Origin of the sequence: Amycolatopsis sp. Hca4 (genome assembly GCF_013364075.1) — a bacterium.
Taxonomy (GTDB): domain Bacteria; phylum Actinomycetota; class Actinomycetes; order Mycobacteriales; family Pseudonocardiaceae; genus Amycolatopsis.
The window spans coordinates 2,595,961-2,608,068 of sequence record NZ_CP054925.1 but is presented as its reverse complement, the minus strand read 5'-3'; the positions used below and the strand labels follow the sequence as shown (position 1 = coordinate 2,608,068).

Sequence of the window (12,108 nt, the reverse complement as noted above, 5' to 3'; positions counted from 1 at the left end):
ATCAGGCGTTCAGCTGCTTGCGGTCGCCGCCGCGGGTGTTGTCGATCTCGATGCGGCGCGGCTTCGCCTTCTCCGCGACCGGGATGCGGATGGTCAGCACGCCGGCCTCGTAGCCGGCGGTGATGCGGTCGGTGTCCAGCGTGTCGCCGAGGAACAGCTGGCGGGAGAACACGCCGAGCTGCCGCTCCGAGACGTGCATCCGGACGTTGTCGCCGGTCGGCAGGGGCCGTCGCTCGGCCTTGACCGTGAGGACGTTGCGCTCGACGTCCAGCTCGACGGCGCCGGGGTCGACGCCGGGCAGGTCGAAGCACACCACGAACTCGTCGCCCTCGCGGTAGGCGTCCATCGGCATCGCAGCCGGCTTCGACCACGTGCCGGCGCCGAAGACCTGCTGGGTGAAGCGGTCGAAGTCGCGGAACGGGTCAGTGCGCATCAACATCGGGGTTCCACCTCCTGGACTCGGACAGTTCTGGTGTCAACACGCACCTCTGTTCTAGCATGTCGTCGAAACGATGACAACAGGTGGGTCGTCGAAAGGATGACGCAATGGACGGAATCGACCCCGCCGGGGCGCTGCGCGGGATCCAGGAGGTGGTCGCGGCCACCCGGGCCGGGGCCGCGGACCAGGACCGGGTGCTGGCCGCGTTGTCCGGGCTGCGGCAGCTGCGGGAGGAGCTGGCGGGCTGGGAGCCGGAGCTGATCACCGCGGCCAGGGCCGCGGGCGTCAGCTGGGTGGCGCTCGCGCCCGCGCTCGGCGTCGCCAGCCGCCAGGCCGCGGAACGGCGGTACCTGCGGCTGCAGCCGTCGCACACCGGCGAGAAGACCGGCGAGGCGCGCGTGGACGCCGAACGCGACCGGCGCGCGGGCGACCGGGCCGTCGCCGACTGGGCCCGCCGCAACTCCGCGATCCTGCGCCAGCTGGCCGGCCGGGTCAGCGCCCTCGACGGGCTCGGGCCCGCGGCCCAGGAGAGCGCCGACCGCCTCGGCGCGGCCCTCGGGGACGACGACCCGGCGACGCTCCTCCCGCCGCTGGACGCCGCACGTCCGCACGTGACCGGCGCACTGGCCGAGCAGCTCGGCGAGATCTCGGCGCACACCGACCGGCTGCGCCGCGACGCCGCCGTCCGCCGCGCCCGGAGCTGAGGGTGTTTGCCCGGCCGCGTGCCGGGCACCCGCCGCGGAAGCGACGGAAGGACGGTGCCGCCATGACCGCCGAACCCCCGGACCCGGATCCCCGCCGGACCCCGGACCTGGAACCCGGCGGCGGCGTGCCCCCGGGCAGCACGCCGCCGGACTCCGCGCAGACGTCGGGCCTGTCGCACCCGCAGCCGATGCCCTCCAAGGCGATGCCGGTGCTGTGGCTGGTGCTCACCGGCGTGCTCGTGCTGATGGTGGCGGGGTTGGTGCTCTCGCTGGCCGTCGGCTGGTTGCGGGTGTGACGGATCGGGTACCCGCGAAGCATGGACGAGACCCCGGACCGGATCGAAACCCGCGCCGAACTGCTGCCCGAGGAACAGGCCGTCGAGAGCGAGGACCCCGAGGCCCAGGCCCGCGAGGTCCTGCGCGACTCCGACCGCCGCACCGAGCACCCGGAGGCGACGCTGGGGCGCCGCCGTCCGGAGGACACGGTCTAGGCGTTCCCGCGGAAGTTCTCCTGCGTGGCCGGGTGACCCGGCCGCGCCTTCGCGTCTTCGTCTTCCAGCGGCCCGTCGGGCCCGTCGGGCTCATCGCGGCGAGGCGGCTCTTCGACGGGATTCCCGCTGGAGTCCACTTCGCCGGTTTCGTCGTGCGGCTGCGACATCGTTCCTCCTCGGGGTGGCCGGTCCTTCGCGGCTACCCGGCGGACACCGGTGTCAACCGCTCCTCGGCCGGTGTCCCGCCGCGCAGCAGCAGCACCGCGACCAGGCCCAGCGCGGCCACGACGGCGAAGAACCAGAAACCCCACGGATAGGCGATCCCGGCCGTCACCAGCGCCCCGGTGACGAACGGGCCGAGGATCGAACCCAGCCTGCCGACCGCCGACGTCAGCCCGAGCGCGGTGCCGCGGGCCGACGCCGGGAACGCCTGCGCCACATAGCCGTAGATGAGCACCTGCGCGGAGAACACGAACACGCCGGTCAGCAGCACGACCGCGTTGAGCACGAGCGCGTTGCCGATCTTCAGGCTCAGCGCCGCCAGCAGGACCGCCCCGGCACCGAACCAGATCCGCGCGATCGGGCGGATGCCGAACCGGTCGGCGATCGTCCCGGCCAGCACCAGCCCGAGCACCGCGCCGATGTTGAGCACCAGCAGCAGCGTGATCGACGTCGAGATCGGGTAGCCCGCCGTGCGCATCAGCTGCGGCAGCCAGGTGTTGAGCCCGTAGACCAGCAGCAGGCCCATGAACGAACCGGTCCAGACGGCGATGCTGATCCGCCGGAACCGGGTGCCCAGCAGGTCCTTGAGCCCGACGCGCTCGGACGTCTCGCGCGCGGCGAGGTAGGCCGCGGACTCCGGCAGCTTCCACCACATCAGCGGCACGGCCAGCAGGCCGATGACGCCGCCGCCGTAGAACAGCAGGTGCCAGTCCTCCTTGGCCGACAGCGCCAGCACCGACGTCAGCACCGCGCCGACGTGGTAGCCGGTCATGGTGAACGTGCTCGCGCTGGCGCGCCGCCGGGCCGGCAGGTTCTCCGACATCACGGTGAGCGCCACCGGCATGCACGCGCCGAGGCCGAGCCCGGCCACGAACCGGAAGACGCCGAACGTGGCGACGTTCGGCGCGAGCGGCGTCAGCAGGGTGAACAGCGAAAACAGCAGGACCGAGCCGATCAGCAGCACGCGGCGGCCGAACCGGTCGGTGAGCGGGCCGAGGCAGGCGGCGCCGACGGCCACGCCGATCAGCGACACCGTGGCGACCGCGGTCGCGCCGGCCGCGGTGAAGCCGAGGTAGCCGCTCTTGAGCAGGGTCGGGATGGTGGCGCCGAGCGCGACCAGGTCGTACCCCTCGAGCAGGACGGTCAGCCAGCAGAGGACCGCCGTCCAGGTGCCACGAGACGTCGTTGTCATCGTCGTCCTCCTCAGAACGGGTAGTTCGCGATGTCCGCGCGGACGGTGAGCCACTGCGTCTCGGTGAAGGCCTCGATGTTGGCCTTCGCGCCGCCGAAGCGGGAGCCGTTGCCGGAGTCGCCGACGCCGCCGAAGGGCGCGGTCGGCTCGTCGCCGACGGTCTGCTCGTTGATGTGCACCTTGCCCGAGCGGACCTCGTCGGCCAGCTGCATCGCGGTGCCGACGTCGCCGAGGATGCCGACCGACAGCCCGTACTCGGAGTCGTTGACCAGCCGCGCGGCGTCGTCGAGGTCGCGGTAGGCGCGCACCGGCGCGACCGGGCCGAAGATCTCCTCGCGCCAAGCCGGGCTCGCGTCGTCGAGTCCGAAGAGGACGGTCGGCGGGTAGTACGGCGCGTCCGGCTTGCCGCCGGCGAGCACCCGCGCGCCCGCCGCCACGCTCCGGTCGACGATGTCGGTGACGTGCGCGAGCTGGCGGTCGTCGATGATCGGGCCGAGCGCGACGTCGCCATCGGCCGGGTTCCCGACCGGCAGCCGGCGCGCCTTCTCGGCGAGCGCCTCGACGTACTCGTCCACTTGGGACTCGTGCACCAGGTGGCGGCCCGTGGTCATGCAGATCTGGCCCTGGTGCAGGAACGAGCCGAACGCGCCGGCGGAGGCCGCCTTCGCGACGTCGGCGCCCGGCAGCACGACGAGCGCGTTGTTGCCGCCCAGCTCCAGGTGCACGCGCTTGAGCGAGCGCGCGGCGGCTTCGCCGACCTTCCGCCCGGCCGCGGTCGAGCCGGTGAACGACACCACCGCCACCTCGGGCGCGTCGACCACCGCGGCGCCCACGGCCGCGTCGCCGGGCAGCAGGTGCAGCAGGCCCTCGGGCAGCCCGGCCTCTTCGAAGACGCGCAGGATGCTCACCCCGCCGCACACCGCCGTGCGCAGGTCGGGCTTGAGCAGGACGGCGTTGCCCAGCGCGAGCGCGGGGGCGACCGAGCGGATGGCCAGGATCAGCGGGAAGTTGAACGGCGAGATCACCGAAACCACGCCGGCCGGCCCCCGCCGCGCCAGCGACCAGCGGGGTTCACCGGTGCTGAGCACCTCGCCGAGCGGGTGGGTGGGCAGGGCCGCGGCCTCGAAGCAGATCCCGGCCGCCATCTCGGTCTCGATGCCGGCCTTGGGCCGCGTCGAACCGGCTTCACGGACGATCCAGTCCTGCACTTCGGCGGCGTGCTTCTCCCACAGCTCGCCGGCGCGGCGCAGCACGGCGGCGCGTTCGGCGGGCTTGCGCCGGGCCCAGTCCCGCTGCGCCTTCGCGGCGGCCGCGGCGGCTTCCGCGACGTCGCCCGGTGTCGCGATGCCCACGCTGCCCAGCACGTTCCCGGTGGCCGGCTCGACGACCGGGTGCGTCCCGCCGCTGCCGTCGCGGAATTCGTTCTCCAGCAAGGTCATGATCACTCCGGTGTGGTCGGTTCGGTGTCGACCTGGATCAGCCGGGGGCCGTCCGGGGTCGCCTTGAGCTGGGCGCGCAAGTCGTCTTCGTCGCGGACGGCGGTGGCTTCGACGCCGTAGCCGGCCGCGATCGCGGTGAAGTCCATGCCGGGGATCTCCGTGCCGGGCACGTCCGGCGTCCCGAGCAGCTCGCCGAACCACTGCAGGGCGCCGTAGACGCCGTTGCGCAGGATCACGAAGGTGACCGGCACGCGGTAGTGCGCGGCGGTCCACAATGCCGTGATGCCGTAGTTGGCCGAGCCGTCGCCGATCACGCCGACGACCGGGCGGTCCGGGCTGCCCATCGCGACGCCGACCGCGGCGGGCAGGCCGAAGCCGAGCCCGCCGGCGGCCGGGAAGAAGTACGAGCCTTCGCGGCGCAGGTCCATCTGGCGCCACCAGGCCGAGTTCGTCGACGTCGACTCGACGACGTAGCGCGTGTCGGCGCTCTGGGTGTCGCGCAGGGCGGCGAACACCTGCTCCGGGTGCAGCGCCTTCCCGCCAGTCTTGGCCGCCGGGATTCCGACGTGTTCGCTTGCTGCTCCGCGTGCTGGGATTTTCGTCAGCAGCGCCTTGATCACCGGCGCCGGGTCGGCGACCAGCGCGTCACCCATCGGCGCGCGGGCCGCGGCGCCGAAGTCGTCGGTGACCTGGATGAGCCGGGTGCCCTCGGGCAGGTACGCGCCGGGCACGTGCTGGTGGTAGCGGAAGACCGGCGCGCCGAGCACGAGCACGAGGTCGTGCCCGGTCAGCGCGGCCGACACCGGCGCGATGCCGGCGGGCAGCACGCCCCTGAAGAGCGGGTGCCGGTTGGGGAAGGGCAGCCGGTGCGGCGACGGCGCCACCCACGTCGGCAGCCCGAGGTGCTCGGCCAGGGCGACGGCGCGGTCGAAGAGCCCGGTGGCGTCGATGTCGCCGCCGAGGACCAGCGCCGGGTTCTTCGCCGCGGCGACACTCGCGACGAGGGCCTCGAGCTGGGCTTCGCCGGGCTCGAGGCCTTTGTGGACCTGCCGGTCGAGCGTGGGGCTCGCCGGGAGCTCGGCGGCCCAGTCGTCGTAGGGCACCGAAAGGTAGGTGGGGCGCCGGTGCAGCTCGGCCTCGAAGACGGCCTGCGCGAGCGACCTCGGGACGTCTTCGGCGCAGCTCGGCTCCCCGGACCAGGCGACCAGCGGCCGCATCAGCTGCGTCGCGTCGACGTTGGCGAGCATCGCCTCCAGCCCGATCGCCGTCCGGACCTGCTGGCCCGCGGTGAGCACCAGGGGAGAGCGCGAGTAGACGGCGTTGGTGAGCGCGCCCATCGCGTTGCCGGAGCCGGCGGCGGCGTGCAGGTTGACCAGCACCGGGCGGCCGGTCACCTGGGCGTAGCCGTCGGCCATCCCGACGACGGCGCCTTCGTGCAGGCCGAGGACGTACCGGAAGTGCTCCGGCAGCCCGGCGAGGAACGGCAGCTCGTTGGAGCCGGGGTTGCCGAAGACGGTCGTCAGGCCTCGGCGGTCCAGGAACTCGTGGGCGAGCCGGCGGGCGGTGGGCATCGGTGCCTCCTCGAAGTCGGACCGACCCTATGGAGCCGCGCGGCCGTGTTCCAATAGATGTTGGCTCGCTGCTTCATCGATGGGATCGATATGCCGGACTTCGACCTGAACCTGGTGCGCACGTTCGTGCTGCTCTACGAGACCCGCAGCGTGACCGCGACGGCGGAGTCCCTGCACGTCACGCAGCCGACGATCAGCTACAGCCTGCAGAAGCTGCGGCGCCGGTTCTCCGACGAGCTGTTCCGCCGCACCGGCGGCGGCCTGGAACCCACGACGACCGCCCGCGCGCTCTACGAGCCGCTGCACAGCGCGCTGTCGGAGATCGAGACGGCGGTGAGCGGCGCGAAGTCGTTCTCGCCGTCGGCGGCCCGGGCGGAGTTCACGCTGTGCCTGTCGGACCTGGGGGAGATGTCGCTGCTGCCGCGCCTGATGGCGGCGCTGCCGGCGCGGGCGCCGGGGGTGACGCTGACCGTCCGGCCGCTGGACGTCGGCCGCGCGGCCGACCAGCTCGGCCGCGGCGAGGTCGACGCGTTCATCGCGTCCCCGCTGATCAGCTCCCAGCGCGTCGCCCGGATCCCGCTGTTCACCGAGGGCTACCTGGGGATGGTGGCTTCGGACCACCCGCGTCTTCCGGAGGCCGTCTCGTTCGAGCAGCTGGCGGCCGAGCGCCACGTGACGGTGTTCGGCCCGACGGGCCACGACGGCCCGCGCCGGGCGCTGGAGGCGTGCGGCCTCCTCGATCGCGTGGTGCTCGAGGTGACCCGCTTCGCGGCGCTGCCGTACCTGGTGCAGGACGGCGAGCTGGTGGCGATGGTGCCGCGCCTGGTGGCCGGGATGTTCGCGGCGCAGCACCGCGTCCGGCTGTTCGAGCTGCCGATGGACGTGGAGCCGGCGCAGGTTTCGGTGTACACGCGCCACACGCACGCGCGCAGCCCCGCACAGCATTGGCTTGTGACATTCATGCGGGAAGTGCTCAGTTGAATTAACACGCATTTTTCACGATGCCCATTTTCCGCCGAAAGATCTGGGCCGAACGTGTAGTCCTTGGTGCTGAGCCGATCCCGCCCTGCCTAGGGTCGAACATGATCCTGAAACCCGAGCTAGGGAGGAATCCGGTGAAGCTCGTCCGCGTGGTGAAGAAAGCGCTTCCCAAGAGGAGCCTGAAGGCTTACGCCTGGTACGGCTGGATCTGATCGCGCGGCCGGTCCCGGTCACCGGGACCGGCCCCCGTTCCCCTTTCGAGGAGTGCCGAACGTGGTCATCGCTCCCGCCCGCCGCGAAGTCGTCTTCGCGCCCCGCCTGGCGGAACTGCTGCGCGAGCACCGGGACGGCGGGCTCTTCCGCCTCGAGCCCGACACCGTCGGGATCGCCGACCCGGAGCTGATGGATGGCGTGCTGCGCGCCCGCCCGGCGAACGCCGAGGAGCGCCCGACGTTCAAGCCGGTGCTGGGCCGCGCGGTGACCCGCGCCGAATCGGCGAGCCTGATGCAAGCGCTCGGCGCCGACGTCCGGGCCGCGCTGAAGCGACCTGCCGACGTCCCCGACCTCACCGGTGCGTGGCCGGCCGTGCCGCACGACTACCTGCGCCGATTCGTCTTCGGACCCGAGACGCGCCGGTTCCGCGTGCTCGTCGACCGCCGCCTGGAGCTGACGCCGAAGCTGACCTGGTCGGCCGTCGCCGCCGGGGCCGCGCTGGCCCGGCGGCCGGCACCGGACGCCGAGCTGTCGACGCTCGCCCGGCAGGTCCTTGCCGCCGACACGCTGGCCGAACGGCGTTTCCGGATGTACCTCTACCGCCGGGTCGCCGCGCCGATCTGCTTCACCGTCGCCGCGCTGGTGACCAACGCGGTGTGGCTGGGCGCGCCGTTCGACGACGACGTCCCGAACGAACACGTCCTCGACGAAGCCCTGCGGCTGCTGCCGCCGTCGTGGAACATCCTGCGCGTGCGCTCGCCGGAGTTCGCCGAGGTGGACGCCCGCATCACCCCCGGCGACGACGTCCTGCTGCTGCCGCTGCTGAGCCACCGCTCACCGAAGCTGTGGGAAGCGCCGGACGAGTGGCGCCCGCGGCGCTGGGCCGCCCTCGACGCCGACCGCCACCCCGGTTACCTGCCGTTCGGGCACGTCAGCGAGCGCTGCTGGGGCCGGCACCTGGTGCTGCCCCTGGCGAGCCGCCTGCTCGACGTCGTCCGCGCCGAAGGCCTGGTGCCCGACCCGCGGCGCACCCGCGCGCGCGTGGAGCTCGACGGCCTGCTCGAGCTGGCCGACGTGCGGGTGGTCAGCCCGCGTCGCAGCGGGCGCCGTTGAGGGTGAACGCCGTGGGGGCCGGGTTCCCGTGGTCGAAGGCCCCGTTCAGCCCCGTGCTGACGGTCGCGCCCGGTGCGAGGGTGGCGTTGTAGGACTCGGCGGTGACGGTCACCCGGCTGCCGCTCTGGCTGTACTTGCCGTCCCAGCCGTGGGTGACCCGCTGCCCGGCGGTGAATGTCCAGGTCAGCGTCCACGGTTCCAGCGTTTCGCCGCTCTTGTTGGTGATGGCGACGCCCGCGGTGAAGCCGTCGTTCCACTGGTCGGGCACGGAAAAGCGCACGACGCACGACGCGGCTGCGGCCGGCGGGGGCTGGGGTGCGGCCGAGGTCGGCACCGGCGTCGTCGTCGTCGGCGTTGCGGTTTGCCGCAGCACGGTCGGGATCGGCGTCGGACCGGGCCGGCTGAGCGTGGGAGTGGCCGGATGCGGAGTCGTCGCCGGAGCGAGGGGGGCCTGCGGCGTGGCCTGCCGCGGCTGCGCGCTGCCGGACGTCACCGCGATGAGCACGAGGCTGCCGAGCACCACGACGGCGCCGGCGAACGCGGAGATCCACCGGATCCGCCGCCCGGCCCGCTGCTGGACGGCCGCGGCTTCGCGGGCGCGCTGCTCGAGCCGTTCTCGGTAGCCGTCGCCGGTGTCCTCCTCGCGCGACGGTGTGGCCGCGGGCGGCCCGCCGAGCGAGCGCGGCGTCGCCCCCGTCTCCCGGAGCAGCTCGGCGACGGAGATTTCGTCGTCGTCCCGCCGCCGACCCATGGAAAACCTCCCGTTCTGCGGCCCGACCGGCGAATCCTAGGAAGCGGCGGCGACCTTGTAAACCGTGTGCACGCGGCGTGCACACGCCGTGCACGAGACGCTGATGTCCGGGCGGTTCCCTGGGGCGGTGGCCGGAACCCGCCGGCCCGACCCAGGAGGTTTCCCGATGTCCGACCCGAAGATCATCGCCGTCGTCGGCGCCACCGGCCAGCAGGGCGGCGGCCTGGCCCGCGCGATCCTCGACGACCCGGAGCGGCGGTTCGCGCTGCGGGCGATCACCCGCAACCCGGACTCCCCGGCCGCGCAGGCGCTGGCCGCTCGCGGCGCCGAAGTCGTCGCCGCCGACCTGGACGACGAGTCCAGCCTGACGAAGGCTTTCGAAGGCGCGTACGGCGCCTACCTCGTCACGGCGTTCTGGGAGTACAACTCCGTCGAGCGCGAGCAGCAGCAGGCCCGTGCGATGGCCGCGGCGGCGAAGGCCACCGGACTGCGGCACGTGATCTGGTCGACCTTGCCCGACACCCGCCTGCACCTGCGCGACGACCGCGTCCCGACGCTGCACGAGCGGTACAAGGTCCCGCACTTCGACAGCAAGGCCGAAGCGGAGGCGTTCTTCGTCGAGGCGGGCGTGCCGACGACGTTCCTTTCGACAACGTTCTACTTCGAGGCCTTCCTCGACTTCTTCCGCCCGGTCCGCGACGACGACGGAGTCATCGCGCTGCACTTGCCGATGGCCGACAAGACGCTGCCGGGCATCGCGGCGGAGGACATCGGCCGCACGGCGTTCGGCGTGTTCGCGCAGGGCCCGTCGCTGGCCGGTGAGACGATCAGCATCTCGGGGGAGAACCTGACCGGCGAGCAGTACGCGGCGGCGTTCGCCAAGGAGCTCGACACGGTGGTCGCCTACCGGCCGATGAGCGTCGAGGACCTGCGGGCCGCGGGCTTCCCGGGCGCGGACGACCTGTCGAACATGTTCTTCTACTACGCCGAGCACGAAGACGCGTTCGCCGGCGCGCGCGACCCGGAGGCGGTGCGGAAGCTGAACCCGCGGCTGCAGGACTTCGCGACCTGGCTCGCGTCGCTGCGCGAGGCGTTCGAGGGGCTGTGACGGAATACCGTTCCGCGGCCGCCGGTTGCGCTCTGCGTGACCGATGCGGTGCGGTTCGAAGTCCTCGGCCCGGTCCGGGCGTGGCGCGGCGACGCCGAGCTCGAGCTGGGGCCACCCCGGCAGCGGGCGGCGCTGGCGGTGCTGCTCCTGCAGGAAGGCACGCCACTGTCGCCGGCCCAGCTGGTCACGGCGTTGTGGGGCGGGGCGGAGCCACGGGCGGCGGTCGGCATGGTGCGGTCGTACGTGTCCCGCCTGCGCCACGCCGGCGTCCCGATCGAGTCGGTCGGAGGCGGCTACGCGATCCACGCCGGTTCTCTGGACGTCACGGAGTTCGAGCGCCTTTTGTCTTCACCGTCTTCGGTGCGGGAGGCGCTGGAGTTGTGGCACGGCACGCCGCTGTCCGGGGTGAACGGCGACTACGCGGAGGCGGCCCGCGAGCGCCTGGTCCAGCTGCACTTCAAGGCCCGCGAGGACCTGGCGGCGGCGGACCTCGAGGCGGGCCGCCACGTCGACCTGACGGACCTGATCGCCGAACAGCCGTTGCGCGAGCGCCCGCGTGAGCTGCAGATGCTGGCGTTGTACCGCGCGGGCCGCCAGGCGGAGGCGCTGGAGCTGTTCACGGCGACGCAGCGCCTGCTGGAGTCCGAGCTGGGCCTCGACCCGGGCCCGGAGCTGCGCGAGATGCAACGCCGCATCCTGGCGGCGGACCCGTCGCTGGCGCCGCCGGTGTCCGGCCCGTCCCAGCTGCCCCGGACCTCCCGGAGTTCGTCGGCCGCGTGTCATTGACGTCCGCGCTGTCCGAGGCACTGACCAGGCCCACGGCGTCGGTCCCGGTGCTGGGCATCGAGGGCCTGGCGGCGATCGGCAAGACAGCGCTGGCGGTCCACATCGCCCACACGGTCGACTTCCCGGACGGCCGGCTGTTCCTGGACCTGGCGGAGTCACCGGACCCGCTGTCCGAGCTGCTGCACGGAATCGGCGTGCGCGACCTCCCGGCGTCGGCGAGCGAGCGAGCGGCGTTGTGGCGAACCCGCACGTCGGGCCGCAGGGTGCTGGTGGTCCTGGACAACGCCCGCCCGGAGGACGACATCCGAGTGCTGTTGCCGGGCGCGGGAGGTCCGGCGGTGCTGATCACGGCCCGCCGTCGCTTGTACGACGTACCGCACGCCCACTGGACAAAGCTGGGCGGCTTGAGCGTCCAGGAGTCGGTGACCCTGCTGACGCAGGTGGTGGGCCAGGACCGGGTGGCGGCTTTTCCCGGGGAAACGCAGGCGCTGGCTTCGCGAACAGCGGGGCTCCCCCAGGTCATCCGCGCGATCGGCGAGAGGCTGGCATCCCGCCCGGACTGGACGATGACGGAGGCCCTGAAGAGGGTGGGCCGCCCAGCCCCGGGAGCGCCGGCAAGGCCCCCGGAGTGCCAGGCGATAGAGAAGCCGTACGAGTCGGCGGTGGCCGAGCTGACGCCCTGGCAGAGGCACGCATTCGAGAGGCTGTCGCCGTTCCCCAGGTTCTCGACGGCAACGGCATCCGCGGCGCTGGACCTCCCGGCCCAGGACACGACGATCCTCCTGGAATCCCTGGTGGACGCGCACTTGCTGGAGGCCGCGGGGCCGGAGGCATACGCCTACCAGGAGCCGGTGCGGTTGTTCGCTGAATCGATGCAGCAGGTGCGAAACCGGCCGATCATGCCAGAGGCCGCCGAGGGAGCGATCCGGACCCCCCTGAACGGGGTGCTGGAGGCGCCGTATACTCTTTCTTCAGCAGGTCCGAGTGGCGGAATGGCAGACGCGCTAGCTTGAGGTGCTAGTGCCCTTAACGGGCGTGGGGGTTCAAGTCCCCCCTCGGACACAAATACGTGGGAGATCTCCCAAACCACAGAGTGAC

15 protein-coding genes and 1 tRNA gene are annotated in these 12,108 nt (G+C 72.7%); 10 read left to right on the top strand and 6 right to left on the bottom strand.

What is annotated here, in order from left to right; all coding sequences use genetic code 11:
• Position 1 precedes the first annotated feature (1 nt).
• Positions 2-439 (bottom strand): Hsp20/alpha crystallin family protein, encoded by a 438-nt coding sequence (locus HUT10_RS11145; protein WP_176171118.1) that lies wholly within the window; start codon positions 437-439, stop codon positions 2-4.
• Positions 440-546: 107 nt separating this feature from the next.
• Here HUT10_RS11145 and HUT10_RS11140 point away from each other — a divergent pair, with 107 nt between their 5' ends.
• The 3 genes from HUT10_RS11140 (at position 547) to HUT10_RS11130 (ending at position 1,634) form a co-directional block, all read left to right on the top strand.
• Complete coding sequence (locus tag HUT10_RS11140; protein ID WP_176171117.1) at positions 547-1,143, top strand: HSP18 transcriptional regulator; 597 nt, start codon at positions 547-549, stop codon at positions 1,141-1,143.
• A 62-nt stretch (positions 1,144-1,205) separates the two neighbouring features.
• Positions 1,206-1,439 carry a DUF6480 family protein gene (locus tag HUT10_RS11135; RefSeq protein WP_176171116.1) on the top strand — a complete coding sequence of 78 codons (234 nt, stop codon included), beginning with the start codon at positions 1,206-1,208 and terminating at the stop codon, positions 1,437-1,439.
• Between the two features lie 21 nt (positions 1,440-1,460).
• Positions 1,461-1,634, top strand: a complete 174-nt coding sequence (locus HUT10_RS11130; protein WP_176171115.1) for a hypothetical protein — start codon at positions 1,461-1,463, stop codon at positions 1,632-1,634.
• On the opposite strand, the gene HUT10_RS11125 is transcribed toward HUT10_RS11130, so the two are convergent.
• From HUT10_RS11125 to mdlC, 4 genes are read right to left on the bottom strand one after another with little or no spacing between them, the layout of a single operon-like run.
• Positions 1,631-1,801 (bottom strand): hypothetical protein, encoded by a 171-nt coding sequence (locus tag HUT10_RS11125; RefSeq protein ID WP_176171114.1) that lies wholly within the window; start codon positions 1,799-1,801, stop codon positions 1,631-1,633. The genes HUT10_RS11130 and HUT10_RS11125 overlap by 4 nt on opposite strands.
• Positions 1,802-1,833: 32 nt before the next feature.
• On the bottom strand, positions 1,834-3,048 hold the full coding sequence (locus HUT10_RS11120) for an aromatic acid/H+ symport family MFS transporter (RefSeq protein ID WP_176171113.1): 1,215 nt from the start codon (positions 3,046-3,048) through the stop codon (positions 1,834-1,836).
• An 11-nt stretch (positions 3,049-3,059) separates the two neighbouring features.
• Positions 3,060-4,487, bottom strand: coding sequence for a benzaldehyde dehydrogenase (locus HUT10_RS11115; protein WP_217709589.1), 1,428 nt, complete (start codon positions 4,485-4,487; stop codon positions 3,060-3,062).
• 2 nt (positions 4,488-4,489) lie between these two features.
• A complete protein-coding gene (mdlC, locus tag HUT10_RS11110; RefSeq protein WP_176171111.1) occupies positions 4,490-6,058 on the bottom strand; it encodes a benzoylformate decarboxylase in 1,569 nt (522 codons plus the stop codon).
• A gap of 90 nt (positions 6,059-6,148) precedes the next feature.
• On the opposite strand from mdlC, the gene HUT10_RS11105 reads away from it, so the two are divergent.
• From HUT10_RS11105 to HUT10_RS11100, 3 genes are all read left to right on the top strand, one after another.
• Positions 6,149-7,039 carry a LysR family transcriptional regulator gene (locus HUT10_RS11105; RefSeq protein WP_176171110.1) on the top strand — a complete coding sequence of 297 codons (891 nt, stop codon included), beginning with the start codon at positions 6,149-6,151 and terminating at the stop codon, positions 7,037-7,039.
• Positions 7,040-7,059: 20 nt separating this feature from the next.
• A complete protein-coding gene (locus HUT10_RS52195; RefSeq protein ID WP_368660758.1) occupies positions 7,060-7,251 on the top strand; it encodes a tryptorubin family RiPP precursor in 192 nt (63 codons plus the stop codon).
• Between the two features lie 61 nt (positions 7,252-7,312).
• On the top strand, positions 7,313-8,365 hold the full coding sequence (locus HUT10_RS11100; RefSeq protein WP_176171109.1) for a cytochrome P450: 1,053 nt from the start codon (positions 7,313-7,315) through the stop codon (positions 8,363-8,365).
• Here the strand turns inward: HUT10_RS11100 and HUT10_RS50865 are convergent.
• Complete coding sequence (locus tag HUT10_RS50865; RefSeq protein ID WP_254896825.1) at positions 8,337-9,116, bottom strand: cellulose-binding domain-containing protein; 780 nt, start codon at positions 9,114-9,116, stop codon at positions 8,337-8,339. The genes HUT10_RS11100 and HUT10_RS50865 overlap by 29 nt on opposite strands.
• Before the next feature lie 166 nt (positions 9,117-9,282).
• Here HUT10_RS50865 and HUT10_RS11090 point away from each other — a divergent pair, with 166 nt between their 5' ends.
• The 4 genes from HUT10_RS11090 (at position 9,283) to HUT10_RS11075 (ending at position 12,072) form a co-directional block, all read left to right on the top strand.
• Entirely contained in the window at positions 9,283-10,224 is a 942-nt protein-coding gene (locus HUT10_RS11090; RefSeq protein WP_176171108.1) for an NmrA/HSCARG family protein, read from the top strand.
• Between the two features lie 36 nt (positions 10,225-10,260).
• On the top strand, positions 10,261-11,010 hold the full coding sequence (locus HUT10_RS11085) for an AfsR/SARP family transcriptional regulator (protein WP_176171107.1): 750 nt from the start codon (positions 10,261-10,263) through the stop codon (positions 11,008-11,010).
• A complete protein-coding gene (locus HUT10_RS11080; RefSeq protein ID WP_176171106.1) occupies positions 11,001-12,023 on the top strand; it encodes a hypothetical protein in 1,023 nt (340 codons plus the stop codon). The genes HUT10_RS11085 and HUT10_RS11080 overlap by 10 nt, the downstream gene beginning before the upstream one ends.
• Positions 11,989-12,072 (top strand) — tRNA-Leu (locus HUT10_RS11075). Before HUT10_RS11080 ends, HUT10_RS11075 begins: the two co-directional genes overlap by 35 nt.
• The last annotated feature ends 36 nt before the right edge of the window (positions 12,073-12,108 follow it).

Coding starts and splice junctions, on each gene's coding strand:
- HUT10_RS11145 (WP_176171118.1), bottom strand. CDS start 439: ATGTTGATGCGCACTGACCCGTTCCGCGACTTCGACCGCTTCACCCAG.
- HUT10_RS11140 (WP_176171117.1), top strand. CDS start 547: ATGGACGGAATCGACCCCGCCGGGGCGCTGCGCGGGATCCAGGAGGTG.
- HUT10_RS11135 (WP_176171116.1), top strand. CDS start 1,206: ATGACCGCCGAACCCCCGGACCCGGATCCCCGCCGGACCCCGGACCTG.
- HUT10_RS11130 (WP_176171115.1), top strand. CDS start 1,461: ATGGACGAGACCCCGGACCGGATCGAAACCCGCGCCGAACTGCTGCCC.
- HUT10_RS11125 (WP_176171114.1), bottom strand. CDS start 1,801: ATGTCGCAGCCGCACGACGAAACCGGCGAAGTGGACTCCAGCGGGAAT.
- HUT10_RS11120 (WP_176171113.1), bottom strand. CDS start 3,048: ATGACAACGACGTCTCGTGGCACCTGGACGGCGGTCCTCTGCTGGCTG.
- HUT10_RS11115 (WP_217709589.1), bottom strand. CDS start 4,487: ATGACCTTGCTGGAGAACGAATTCCGCGACGGCAGCGGCGGGACGCAC.
- mdlC (WP_176171111.1), bottom strand. CDS start 6,058: ATGCCCACCGCCCGCCGGCTCGCCCACGAGTTCCTGGACCGCCGAGGC.
- HUT10_RS11105 (WP_176171110.1), top strand. CDS start 6,149: ATGCCGGACTTCGACCTGAACCTGGTGCGCACGTTCGTGCTGCTCTAC.
- HUT10_RS52195 (WP_368660758.1), top strand. CDS start 7,060: ATGCCCATTTTCCGCCGAAAGATCTGGGCCGAACGTGTAGTCCTTGGT.
- HUT10_RS50865 (WP_254896825.1), bottom strand. CDS start 9,116: ATGGGTCGGCGGCGGGACGACGACGAAATCTCCGTCGCCGAGCTGCTC.
- HUT10_RS11090 (WP_176171108.1), top strand. CDS start 9,283: ATGTCCGACCCGAAGATCATCGCCGTCGTCGGCGCCACCGGCCAGCAG.